The organism is Streptomyces sp. NPDC085946 (assembly GCF_044540485.1).
Taxonomy (GTDB): Bacteria; Actinomycetota; Actinomycetes; order Streptomycetales; family Streptomycetaceae; genus Streptomyces.
In genome coordinates this window covers 89,260-101,505 of sequence record NZ_JBITSF010000006.1, presented here as the reverse complement: position 1 = coordinate 101,505, position 12,246 = coordinate 89,260, and the positions used below count along the sequence as shown (strand labels likewise).

The window sequence follows — 12,246 nt, the reverse complement described above, 5'->3', positions numbered from 1 at the left end:
GGCATGCGGGCGCGCGACGGCCGTCCGGGCCGCTCGCCGCACCGCTCGACGCGCCGTACGTCCATGCAAGCCGCCCGGGCCGCGCCGCGCCAGGGGCGAACCGCGGGTCGACCGGATCCAGCCCGGCGCCCGCTCCGGGCGCGCACTCCTCCGTAACGCTCCCGGCGCCCCTCCGAGCCCCTCAGACCACCCCGCCGGCTCCCTGCTCCGCCGTCGGCCCCGTGACCCGCGACCGCGCCTCCTGCGCGCCCCGCCGGGCCGTCCGGCGCCGCCGCCGGGCGCGGCGCGGCTCCTGGTCCGGCAGCCAGCCGAACGCCAGGCAGCTGCCGGCGCAGCCCAGCAGGAGGCCGAGGAAGAACCCGCCCAGGTTGGAGGTGAGCCAGGTGCCCAGCGAGAGCAGGACACCGGTCAGCGAGTAGAACAGGCGCTGGGCGGGGTTGAACAGGATCAGCAGGCCGCACAGCAGCATCAGCGCCGGCAGGAGGTACCCGGCCAGGCCCTGCATGCCGACGTGCAGGATCACCTTCAGCGACGCCTTCTGGGTGAGCAGGATCTCCGCGCCGCCCAGGGCGAGCAGCAGCCCGCCCCAGAACGGCCGCTGATGACGCCAGGTGCGGAAGGAGTGCCGCGGGCCGTCCGGCCTCAGCATCCCGACTCGCTGAAGCGGAGCTTCAGGCCGGGCAGCCGGAACACCCCGGCCGTGGTGGCGTAGTTGGTCTGCCGCAGGTCGGCGATGCGCACGGTGTCGGACTGCTGGCTGAACACGCCCTTGGGCCCGCGGCCCAGCGGCCCGGCCTTGTCCAGGGTGCTGGCGTCGTTGCCGATCTCCATGCCGGTGAACGCGGCGTCGCCGGACAGCTGCGTGGAGTCGGTGGTCAGGTCGCTGGCGGTGACCTTCTCGCTCCCGCCGCCCGCCGTGATGAGCAGGTTGGTGCCGCCGAGGTCGACGCTCTGGCACAGCTTGGTGAGCGTGGCGTTCTTGATCACGGAGGTGACGACCAGCACCTGCCCGCCGGTGTCGCCTTCGTTGGGGCTGCCCTCCGCCATGCTGTCGAGGGCGCCGAACTGCGCGAACCCGGTGCCGTTCAGCTCCGTCGCGGTGACCGTGAAGGGCATGCCGGAGATCGCGAACTGCACGCCGAGCGCGCCCTGCGCGGTGAGGATCGCGAGCCCCGCGGCGACCGCGGCGGCGGGCACCGCGAGCACCGCGGCGCGGCGCAGCCGGACCCGGCCGCGTCTGTCCGGGCCGCCCGGGGCGGCGGGTGCGGAATCGCTTGCCGAGGGCTCGACGGGGTGCTCGGCGGGCGTGGGGTGTTCCGGGGACGGGGCCATGTCTGCTCCCAGGGGCATAGTCCATGCGGGTCGGGTTCAGCGGCGCGGTGTCCTGGCGCGGACAGCGGCTGCGGCGCACGCCTCCTCGCGCCTCCCGGCGGATGCAAGGGCTTTCTCGTGACGCCGCAGTAGCCAATCCGGAAGTTACCGGGGGTTACACCGGCGGTCAAGGCATCGGTGAACGCGAAGTGGTGAACCTGTGACGGCGGTGCGCACCGCCGCCCGCCGCGCCGGGCCGAGTCCTCACCCGCGTGCCAACTCCCGTATGCCGTATTGACGTTGACGAATCATCAGGTCTACAACTTGCCTCGTTTCCCGGATCCGTGGCGCCGGATCCGTCCCGCGGCACCGCCCGCGCTCTCCCGGCTGCTCGTCCCGCACGGGCCCCGCACCTGCGAGTCCGGCCCCGCGCGGCACCGGCACGGCCGCGTCCGCCCGGACCCGCACCCGCACCCGGGCACCCCGGCCCGGCCCGGCCGGAACCCCGTCACGGAACCGCGACCGGACACCGGCGGACACCGGCCGGCGTCCCGGCTCCCCGTACCCCACTCCCGAGAAGAGGTACACCCGCATGCGTACACGCACGCTCCTCGCCCTCACCGCCGCCGTCGGCGCGCTGACGCTCCCGGCGGCCGGCCCGGCCTCCGCCGCCGACACCCCCGTCCTCACCACCGGCGGTGCCGGCGGCACACCCGTCGCGGTCGGGGAGGTCCTCTCCGCGAACCTGGCCGGCGGCACCACCGCCACGTTCTACTCCAGCGCGACCGGCACCAGCGGCATCTCCTGCACCGCCTCGAAGTTCACCGCCACCGTCACCGGCAACCCGACCGCGCCCGGCACGGCCACCGAGTCGCTGACCGCGCACACCTTCGACGCCGCGAGCTGTACCTCCAACGTCACCGGCGTGCTCGGCGTCAGCGGCATCACGGTCGACAACCTGCCCTACGCCACCACGGTCTCCTCCGCCGGCGCCCTCACCGTCAGCCCGCCCGCGGGCTCCGTCGTCCAGTCCACGGTCAAACTGCGCACCCTGCTCGGCACCGTCACCTGCGTCTACCGGGCCGCCGGCCTGTCCGGCACCGCGAGCAACGCCGGCAACGGCATCTCCTTCACCAACCAGCAGTTCACGAAGGCGTCCGGCTCGTCCCTGTGCTTCTCCAACGCCTTCTTCACCGCCAAGTACGCGCCGGTGACCACCTCTTCGGGCGCGGTGGTCCACGTCAACTGACCGCCGTACGGCGGCACGCCGACGCGGGCGTGCCACCGGGGCGGCGCCGCCGGTGCGCCGGGCACCGCGGCGCCGTCCCGCCGGGCGCCGGTGCGCACCGGCGCGTTCGGTGCGTCACCGGCCCGCCCGAAGCGGGTCGTTCCCGCACAACAGGGCTGCACAGAGGGTGGGTTTCCGGCCGGATCGAGGGTTTCCCCCGTATCCCGCCGACCTCGCGTTTGCCTATTGTTCCTGCACAGCCGACCCACAGGTAACCCCGAACGGGTCGTCGCTGTCGCCTGGCCGGCCATCGCTGACGCTTTTCGGTTCTTCACCCCCCTCCGCTTCGAGGACGAAGCGAATCGAGCGCCACTCCGCGCTGCCCCACAGCCGGAGGCACGGCACGAAAGGCAAGCCCTTGCGCACCTCCTCCCCGAACCCCGCCCCGAGACGGACGCTCATATCCGCCGCCGCGGTCTCCGCCGCCCTGCTGACCGCCGCGGCCGCACAGGTCGCCGTCGCGCAGGACACCCCCTCCGCCGTCCCCGCGGCCCAGGCCGAGGCCGCCCCCGGCACCCCGGCCGAGCGGCTCATCGTCGGCTACAAGTCCGGCGCCGCCGAGGCCGAGTCGAACCGGGCCGCCGCCGCCGACGCCGCCGCGAAGGCCGAGGAGACCGGCGAGGACGTCGACTTCCGGCGCCGCCTCGGCACCGGAGCCGCCCTCGTCGACCTCGGCGCGGACGCCACCACGGCGGACGTCGCCGACGTCCTCGCCGAGTACCGGGCCGACCCGCAGGTCGCCTACGCCGTCCCGGACCGCCTGAACAAGCCGCTGGCCACCCCCAACGACACCGAGTACGGCAAGCAGTGGGACCTGTTCGAGGCCACCGCGGGCATGAACGTGCCGGGCGCCTGGGACCTCGCCACCGGCAGCGGCGTGACCGTGGCCGTCATCGACACCGGCTACGTCGCCCACTCCGACCTCGCCGCGAACGTCGTCGCCGGCTACGACTTCATCTCCGACACCGCCGTCTCCGTCGACGGCAACGGCCGCGACAGCAACCCGGCCGACCCGGGCGACTGGTACGCCGCGGGAGAGTGCGGCCAGGCGACCGGCGGCAACTCCTCCTGGCACGGCACCCACGTGGCGGGCACCATCGCCGCCGCCACCCACAACGGCAAGGGCGTCGCGGGCGTCGCGTACGGCGCGAAGATCTCCCCGCTGCGCGTCCTCGGCAAGTGCGGCGGCTACGACTCCGACATCATCGACGCCATCACCTGGGCGTCCGGCGGCACCGTCTCCGGCGTCCCCGCCAACACCAACGTCGCCAAGGTGATCAACATGAGCCTCGGCGGGGGCGGCGCCTGCTCCACCGCCACCCAGAGCGCCATCACCGCGGCCGTCAACCGCGGCACCACGGTGGTCGTCGCGGCCGGCAACGAGAACCAGAACGCCGCCAACTCCTCCCCGGCCAACTGCGCCAACGTCATCACGGTCGCCGCCACCAACCGCGCGGGCAGCCGCGCCTCGTACTCCAACTACGGCACGATCGTGGACATCGCCGCGCCCGGCGGCGAGACCCGCACCACCACGTCCAACGGCATCCTCTCCACGCTGAACTCCGGCACCAGGACGCCGTCGACCGAGAACTACGCCTACTACCAGGGCACCAGCATGGCCACCCCGCACGTCGCGGGCCTGGCCGCCCTGATGAAGTCGGCCAACTCCGCCCTCACCCCGGCGCAGATCGAGTCGGCGATCAAGGCCAACGCCCGTGCCCTGCCCGGCACCTGCTCCGGCGGCTGCGGCGCGGGCCTGGCGGACGCCGCGAAGACCGTCCAGGCGGTCAAGGGCGGCACGTCCACCGGCACGACCTTCTCCAGCACCGCGGCGGTCGCCATCCCCGACGCCGGCGCGGCGGTCGAGTCCCCGATCACCGTCAGTGGCCGCAGCGGCAACGCGCCCTCCGCCCTCCAGGTCGGTGTGGACATCACCCACACCTACCGCGGCGACCTGGTCGTCGACCTGATCGCGCCGGACGGTTCGGCGTACCGCCTGAAGTCCGCCAGCTCCTCGGACTCCGCGGACAACGTCACCGCCACCTACACGGTGAACGCCTCCGGCGAGGTCGCCAACGGCACCTGGAAGCTGCGCGTGCAGGACACGGCGGCGCAGGACACCGGCACCCTCAACAGCTGGAAGCTCACCTTCTGACGGACGACCGAACAAGGGGCGGGACCCGAACAGGCGGGCCGGCCGGTGCGGATGGGGCACCGGCCGGCCCGCCGTTTTCGCGTCCCCGCACCCCCGGAATCCATACCGGTCATGCCGTTTTCTTTCCCCGACTCTCCCTGATGTGCCGGAAGTACGCCCGCACTCCGGCATACTGGTGTGATGAGTGCCGCCGTACGGTGAGTTATCGTGTACAGGGGGTAAAAACAAACAGCACGACCCGTTCCTTTTCCGGGAGAGAGCAGTCGATGGCGAGGCAGCTGCGAGCCGAGCAGACCCGAGCGACGATCATCACCGCCGCCGCCGACCTGTTCGACCGTCACGGCTACGAATCGACCAGTCTCAGCGACATCGTCGAGCACGCCCGCGTCACCAAGGGCGCCCTGTACTTCCACTTCGCGGCGAAGGAGGACCTCGCCCAGGCCATCCTGGAGCTGCAGTCCGAGACGTGCCGGCGGCTGGTGCGCCAGACCGACAACCGGGGCTATTCGTCGCTGGAGGCGCTGATGCGCCTCACGTTCGGCCTCGCCCGGCTGTCCGTCGAGGACCCGGTGCTGCGGGCCGGACTCCGCCTCGCCACCGGCGGGATCCGCGTGCGGTCGCCGCTGCCCCACCCGTTCACCGAGTGGATGGACATCTTCACGGCCCGGCTCCTCGGCGCGGTCAAGGAGTCCGACGTCCCGCCGGAGGTCGACGCCGACGCCGTCGCCCACTCCCTGGTCTGCTTCTTCGTCGGCACCCGTGTCGTGGGCCGCTCCCGCGAACCCGTCGCGCGCCAGCCCCGCCGGGTGGCCGAGATGTGGCAGATACTCATCCGCGGCCTGGTGCCCGTGACCCGCCGCGCCCGCTACCTCAGCCTCGCGGCCCGCCTGGAACGCGAGATCGCACCGGTCTGAGCGGGGCGCTGGGGAGCCGGCGGACGGACCCGCGCCCCCGGGCCGCTACCGTGAGCCGCATGCCCGACACCCCCACCGCCCCCGTGATCCTCGGCGACGAGCCGGGCTCCTTCCCCCACGGCGTCCTCGCCGAGCGGCACCCCGCGATCATCCGCCGGGTGCGCGACGCCTTCCCGTACGGACCGGAGCAGCACCGCGCGCTCGACGCGCTGCTGACCTCCTGCACCGAGGGCCGGATCGAACCCCTGCCCGCCGACGCCCCCGACCACGGCCTGTGGGAGACGTGGGGCATGCGGACCTACGCCGGCCGCTCCTGGTACGACGTGCCCTGGCTCTGGTCCGAGAGCTACTTCTACCGCCGGCTCCTCGACGCCGTCGGCTACTTCGGCCCCGGCCCCTGGCAGGGCATCGACCCCTTCCGCCCCTTCAAGCTCGCCGAACTCGACGACCCCGCGACGGACGAGGAACTGGCCGCGCTCGACGACCTCGCCGGCCGCCCCGCCGACGCACGGGCGCGCGCCCTGCTGCACGGCTCCCTGTGGGGCAACCGCGCCGACCTCGGCTTCCGGCTGTCCGCCGAGGGCGCCGAGGCCGCGGCCGCCGTCCCCGGTCTGGTCGCCGACGACAGCGACACCCTCTGGGCGCTGCTCGGCGCCTCCGGCACCGGCACGCTGTGCCTGGTCGCCGACAACGCGGGCCGGGAACTCGTCCCCGACCTGCTGCTGATCGCCCACCTCCTGGACCACGGGCACATCGGCCGGGCCGTCCTGCACGTCAAGCCGTCCCCGTACTACGTCTCCGACGCCACCACGGCCGACGTGGTCGACGCGCTGCGCCGGCTCACCGGCGCCGGGGGAGCGGCCGCCGGCCACGGCCGCCTGCTGTGGTCCGCCCTGGCCGACGGCCGCCTCACGGTCCGCGCCCACCCCTTCTCCTGCGCGCCCCTGCCGTACGCGGACATGCCCGGGGACCTGCGCGCGGAGTTCGCCTCGGCCACCGTCACCGTGCTCAAGGGCGACCTCAACTACCGCCGGCTGGTGGGGGACCGGCGGTGGCCGCCGACCACGCCCTTCGCGGACGTCACCGCCTTCTTCCCCGGCCCGGTCGCCGCCCTGCGCACCCTGAAGTCCGACGTGATCACCGGCCTGGACGCCCGCACCGAGGCCGCGCTGGTCGCGGCGGAGGGACAGCGCTGGCGGACCAGCGGGACCCGTGCGCTGATCCAGGTACGGGCCTGACGGCCGGGAACGTTCCCCTCCGCGCCCCCGGTTCACGCGATGGTGTGATCATGTCCGGCCCGGCGGATGCCGTCGCGGGCCCCCGGGTAGGGCCCGGCCATGACGCAGCCCTTCGAACTCCCGCACTTCTACCTGCCGCACCCCGCGCGGCTGAACCCGCACGTCGAGGAGGCCCGCGCCCACTCGACCGCGTGGGCGCGCGCGATGGGCATGCTGGAGGGGTCCGGGGTCTGGGAGCAGGCCGACCTCGACGCCCACGACTACGGCCTGCTCTGCGCCTACACCCACCCCGACTGCGACGGACCCGACCTCTCCCTGATCACCGACTGGTACGTGTGGGTCTTCTTCTTCGACGACCACTTCCTGGAGAAGTACAAGCGCTCCCAGGACCGCGCCGCCGGAAAGGCCCACCTGGACCGGCTGCCCCTGTTCATGCCGCTGGACCCGTCCGCTCCCGTGCCCGAGCCGGAGAACCCGGTGGAGGCGGGCCTCGCCGACCTGTGGGCGCGCACCGTGCCGAAGATGTCGGCGGACTGGCGCCGCCGCTTCGCCGTGGCCACCGAGCACCTCCTCAACGAGTCCCTGTGGGAGCTGTCCAACATCAACGAGGGGCGGATCGCCAACCCCGTCGAGTACATCGAGATGCGCCGCAAGGTGGGCGGCGCGCCCTGGTCGGCGGGGCTCGTGGAGTACGCCACCGCCGAAGTGCCCCCCGCCGTCGCCGGGTCCAGGCCCCTGAGGGTGCTGATGGAGACCTTCTCCGACGCGGTGCACCTGCGCAACGACCTGTTCTCCTACCAGCGGGAGGTCGAGGACGAGGGCGAGAACAGCAACGGCGTACTGGTCCTGGAGACCTTCTTCGGCTGCACCACCCAGGAGGCCGCCGACACCGTCAACGACATCCTCACCTCCCGGCTCCAGCAGTTCGAGCACACCGCGTTCACCGAAGTGCCCGCCCTCGCCCTGGAGAAGGGCCTCACCCCGGACGAACTGGCGGCCGTGGCGGCGTACACCAAGGGGCTGCAGGACTGGCAGTCCGGCGGCCACGAGTGGCACATGCGCTCCAGCCGCTACATGAACGAGAACGCGCGCGGCGCCCGGCCGTGGCCGGGGACGGGGCTGGGGATCAGCGGACCCGGCACCTCCGCGGCCGACGTGCGCGCGCTGCTCGCGTCGACCGGGGCCGCCCGCGCACGGGCCTACACGCACGTGCCCTACCAGCAGGTCGGCCCGTCCCGGATCCCTGACATCCGCATGCCGTTCCCGCTGGAGCTCAGCCCGCACCTGGACGCCGCCCGCCGCAACCTCGTCGACTGGACCCGCTCCATGGGCATGCTCGGCGAGGGGGTCTGGGACGAGGACAAGCTCGCCGCCAACGACCTGGCGCTGTGCTCCGCCGGCCTCGACCCGGACGCCACCCCCGAGGCCCTCGACCTCAGCGCGCGGTGGCTGGCCTGGGGCACCTACGGCGACGACTACTACCCGCTCGTCTACGGCCACCGCCGCGACCTGGCCGCCGCCCGGCTGACCACGGCCCGCCTGTCCGACTGCATGCCCGTCGACGGGCGGCAGACGCAGGTCCCTGCCAACGCCATGGAACGCGGCCTGATCGACCTGTGGGCCCTCACCACCGCCGGCATGACCCCCGACCAGCGGCGCACGCTGAAGGACGCCGTGAACGTCATGACGGAGGCCTGGGTGTGGGAGCTGTCCAACCAGCTCCAGCACCGCGTCCCCGATCCGGTCGACTACCTGGAGATGCGCCGCCGGACCTTCGGCTCCGACCTCACGCTGAGCCTGTGCCGGATGGGCCACGGCCCGGCCGTCCCGCCCGAGGTCTACCGCAGCGGCCCGGTCCGCTCCCTGGAGAACGCGGCCATCGACTACGCCTGCCTGCTCAACGACGTCTTCTCGTACCAGAAGGAGATCGAGTACGAGGGCGAGATCCACAACGCGATCCTCGTCGTGCAGAACTTCTTCGGCTGCGACTACCCGGCCGCCCTCGGCGTCGTCCACGACCTGATGAGCCAGCGCATGAGCCAGTTCGAGCACGTCGTCGACCACGAACTGCCCGTGCTGTACGAGGACTTCCGGCTGTCCGGCGAGGCCCGGGCGGTCATGCGGGAGTACGTGGCGGACCTGCGGAATTGGATGGCCGGCATCCTCAACTGGCACCGCGCCGTGGACCGTTACAAGGCCGAGTACCTGGCCCGCCGCACCCACGGCTTCCTCCCGGACCGGCCGCCCGCCCGGCCCGTCCTCACCCCGCTCACCTGACACGGACCGCCAGATTCCACATCTTCCTGTACGGAATGGGGCATTCCCGGAACTCCGGCGGGGGTTCCGGGAGTCCTACTGAGCAACGGGGGACACAGAACAGAACACACGGGGGTGTGCACAGTGACCGACATCATCGAGAGGCCGACGGACGGCGGAGCGTTCGAGTCCGCGCCGACCACGGACGAACTGGCGCCGTACCGGGCCCCGTTGCCCGTCCCGTCCGTCCTGCGCCCGGCGTCCGGCGACGTCCTGCACGAGACCGAGATCGCCCTGCGCCCCACCTGGGTGCGCCTGCACCCGCAGCTCCCGCCGACCCTCATGTGGGGCTACGACGGGCAGGTGCCCGGCCCGACCATTGAGGTGCGGCGCGGACAGCGGGTCCGCATCGCGTGGACCAACCGCATCCCGCGGGACGCCGAGTACCCGGTCACCTCCGTCGAGGTGCCGCTGCGCACCGACGGCCGCCCGCCGGCCACGACGGAACCCGGGCGCGAGGGCGTCGAGCCCCACAAGGACGTCGCGGCCCTGCCCGCCTGGTCGGTGACCCACCTGCACGGCGCCCAGACCGGCGGCGGCAACGACGGCTGGGCGGACAACGCGGTCGGCTCCGGCGACGCCCAGCTCTCCGAGTACCCGAACGACCACGCGGCGGTGCAGTGGTGGTACCACGACCACGCCATGAACATCACGCGGTGGAACGTGATGACGGGCCTGTACGGCACCTACCTCGTCCGCGACGACGAGGAGGACGCCCTGCGTCTGCCGAGCGGGGAGCGCGAGATCCCGCTGCTGCTCGCCGACCGCAACCTCGACACCGACGAGGACGGCCGGCTCAACGGACGGCTGCTGCACAAGACGGTGGTCGTCCAGGAGAAGAACCCGGAGACGGGCAAGCCGGTCTCGCTGCCCTTCACCGGCCCGTACACCACGGTCAACGGCCGCATCTGGCCCTACGCCGACGTCGACGCCGCCTGGTACCGCTTCCGGCTGGTCAACGCGTCCAACGCGCGCATCTACCAGCTGGTCCTCGTGGACGAGGACGACCGCCCGGTGCCGGGCGTCGTCCACCAGATCGGCAGCGACGGCGGGCTGCTGCCGCGGCCCGTCCCGGTCGACTTCGACGGGGAGCTGCCGACGCTGACCGCGGCCCCGGCCGAGCGGTTCGACCTGCTCGTGGACTTCCGGGGGCTGGCGGGCCGCCGGCTGCGCCTGGTCAACAAGGGCCGCAACCAGCCGCCGGGCGTGCCCGACCCGGCGGGCGACGTGCCCTACCCGGCCGTCATGGAGTTCCGGGTCGGCGGGACCTGCGAGCCGGACACCTTCGAGCTGCCCCAGGTGCTCTCCGGCTCGTTCCGCCGGCTGACCCACGACATCCCCCACGGCCACCGCCTGGTCGTCCTCACCCCGCCCGGCACCAAGGGCTCGGGCGGGCACCCGGAGATGTGGGAGATGACCGAGGTCACGGACCCCGGCCGCGTCCAGGTCCCGACGGACGGCGTCATCCAGATCACCGGGCCGGACGGGACGACCAGGACCTACCGGCGCACGGCGCGCACGTTCAACGACGCCCTCGGCTACACCATCGCCGAGGGCAGCCACGAGCAGTGGAGCTTCCTCAACCTCGCGCCGATCGTGCATCCGATGCACATCCACCTGGCCGACTTCCAGGCGCTGGGCCGCGACGCCTACGACGTCTCGGGCTTCGACCCGGCGGTGGGCGGCACCGTCGGCCCGATCCGGTACGACGCCGGCACCTCGATCCCCCTGGCGCCCAACGAGCTCGGCTGGAAGGACACCTTCCGGGTGCCCGGCAACCAGATGCTGCGCGTGATGGGCAGGTTCGACGGCGCGTACGGCCGGTTCATGTACCACTGCCACCTGCTGGAGCACGAGGACATGGGCATGATGCGGCCCTTCGTCGTCATGCCCGCCGAGGCGCTGAAGTTCGACCACGGCGGGGCGCACGGCGGCCACGGGGAGGGCCACACGGGCTGACGCGCGGAGATGGGGAGGCGAGGGGAGGGGAGGCCGCGTCCGCGCGGCGGCCTCCCCTCCCCGGCCGCCGGTCAGTCTCACTCCTTCGTGGCTCGTCACGGGCCGGTGCGCCGGGTAGAGCACCAGCCGGAGGCGATCATGGAACAGACTGCGTTGCGGCCCAGGCCGATGCCCGGCCAGGACCCCGGCGGCACCGGAGCCGGCGGCACGGGCGGCACCGGCGGACCCGGTGCCGGTGCCGGCGGGCCCGGCCCCCGGCGGCGTCCGCACGCCGTCCGGCGCCGTGGCCGGCGGCCGGCCGGCCTGCTGTGCGCCGTCCTCGCCGGGACGGTTCTGCTCCTGTCCGGGGTGGGCCTGGGCGCGGTGGGCGCCGCGGTGCTCGGCACCGGCCGGCTCGCCGACCTGCAGCGGCAGGCGGTCCGGCCGGACGTCGCGTCCCCCTCGGCCCGTCCCGGCGCCACGCCGTCGTCCCCGCCGCCCGCGCCGGTCCGCGCCACGCTCGGCGTGGAGGTCGCGGACGCCGGGAAGCCGGGCGCCCTCGTCGTGGGCGTCCACGTGCCGGGGCCGGGGTTCTCGGCGGGCCTGGTCCGCGGCGACGTGCTCCTGGTCTTCGGCAGGACCCGCGTCGACTCGGCGGCCGACCTGGCCCGGGCCGTCGCGGCCGCCCGCCCCGGCACGCCCGTCACGCTCACGGTGCGCCACCGCAGCGGCGGCTACCAGCAGATCACGGCCGTCCCGGGCATCCTCACGTGACCGCCCGGGAGCGGCTGGTGGGCCGCGCGCCGTCCGGCACGTGGCAGGCGGCCCCGCCCGGCGCGTCCCGGGCCGCGCCCTGCCCGCCCTCCCGGGGCAGCCGCAGCGTCCGGGCCACCGCGGGCCCACCACCGGCGGCCGTCCCGCGGACGGTGTGGCGGCGGGGCCGTGCACGCGGCCGGTGACGAGTCCCGCGACCCCGGGCCGGCGCGCCGGCAGCCCGGCCGGCCGGTCCGGGCGGCGCGGCGGACGGGAGCCGGGCGGCGGGTGGTGCGGGACCACCGGCGGGTGGCGGAAGGCGAACAGGACCGG

The 12,246-nt window shown here is 73.8% G+C and carries 10 protein-coding genes; 7 read left to right on the top strand and 3 right to left on the bottom strand.

Annotated features, from left to right (window positions below; all coding sequences use genetic code 11):
* Positions 1-181: 181 nt before the first annotated feature.
* Both ACIF8T_RS14730 and ACIF8T_RS14725 read right to left on the bottom strand, forming a co-directional pair.
* A complete protein-coding gene (locus tag ACIF8T_RS14730; protein WP_400034879.1) occupies positions 182-649 on the bottom strand; it encodes a DUF6114 domain-containing protein in 468 nt (155 codons plus the stop codon).
* A complete protein-coding gene (locus ACIF8T_RS14725) occupies positions 643-1,332 on the bottom strand; it encodes a DUF6230 family protein (RefSeq protein WP_400034877.1) in 690 nt (229 codons plus the stop codon). Before ACIF8T_RS14725 ends, ACIF8T_RS14730 begins: the two co-directional genes overlap by 7 nt.
* Before the next feature lie 571 nt (positions 1,333-1,903).
* Between ACIF8T_RS14725 and ACIF8T_RS14720 the strand changes: the two genes are divergently transcribed.
* The 7 genes from ACIF8T_RS14720 to ACIF8T_RS14690 all read left to right on the top strand — a co-directional run bounded on the left by ACIF8T_RS14720 (position 1,904) and on the right by ACIF8T_RS14690 (position 11,934).
* Positions 1,904-2,560 (top strand): Tat pathway signal sequence domain protein, encoded by a 657-nt coding sequence (locus ACIF8T_RS14720; protein ID WP_400034875.1) that lies wholly within the window; start codon positions 1,904-1,906, stop codon positions 2,558-2,560.
* Between the two features lie 397 nt (positions 2,561-2,957).
* Positions 2,958-4,754 (top strand): S8 family peptidase, encoded by a 1,797-nt coding sequence (locus ACIF8T_RS14715; RefSeq protein ID WP_400034873.1) that lies wholly within the window; start codon positions 2,958-2,960, stop codon positions 4,752-4,754.
* 266 nt (positions 4,755-5,020) lie between these two features.
* Positions 5,021-5,668 carry a ScbR family autoregulator-binding transcription factor gene (locus tag ACIF8T_RS14710; RefSeq protein WP_400034871.1) on the top strand — a complete coding sequence of 216 codons (648 nt, stop codon included), beginning with the start codon at positions 5,021-5,023 and terminating at the stop codon, positions 5,666-5,668.
* Positions 5,669-5,727: 59 nt separating this feature from the next.
* The gene (locus ACIF8T_RS14705) at positions 5,728-6,906 is read left to right on the top strand and encodes a damage-control phosphatase ARMT1 family protein (protein WP_400034869.1); all 1,179 of its coding nucleotides are present in this window, start codon (positions 5,728-5,730) and stop codon (positions 6,904-6,906) included.
* A gap of 99 nt (positions 6,907-7,005) precedes the next feature.
* Positions 7,006-9,183: a germacradienol/geosmin synthase Cyc2 gene (cyc2, locus tag ACIF8T_RS14700; RefSeq protein ID WP_400034867.1), complete on the top strand. Its 2,178-nt coding sequence runs from the start codon at positions 7,006-7,008 to the stop codon at positions 9,181-9,183.
* A 123-nt stretch (positions 9,184-9,306) separates the two neighbouring features.
* Positions 9,307-11,181: an O-aminophenol oxidase PhsA gene (gene phsA / locus ACIF8T_RS14695; protein ID WP_400034865.1), complete on the top strand. Its 1,875-nt coding sequence runs from the start codon at positions 9,307-9,309 to the stop codon at positions 11,179-11,181.
* Positions 11,182-11,319: 138 nt separating this feature from the next.
* A complete protein-coding gene (locus ACIF8T_RS14690) occupies positions 11,320-11,934 on the top strand; it encodes a PDZ domain-containing protein (RefSeq protein WP_400034863.1) in 615 nt (204 codons plus the stop codon).
* Here the strand turns inward: ACIF8T_RS14690 and ACIF8T_RS14685 are convergent.
* Positions 11,927-12,052 carry a hypothetical protein gene (locus tag ACIF8T_RS14685; RefSeq protein WP_400034861.1) on the bottom strand — a complete coding sequence of 42 codons (126 nt, stop codon included), beginning with the start codon at positions 12,050-12,052 and terminating at the stop codon, positions 11,927-11,929. The two genes, ACIF8T_RS14690 and ACIF8T_RS14685, sit on opposite strands and share 8 nt — an antisense overlap.
* Positions 12,053-12,246: the final 194 nt, after the last annotated feature.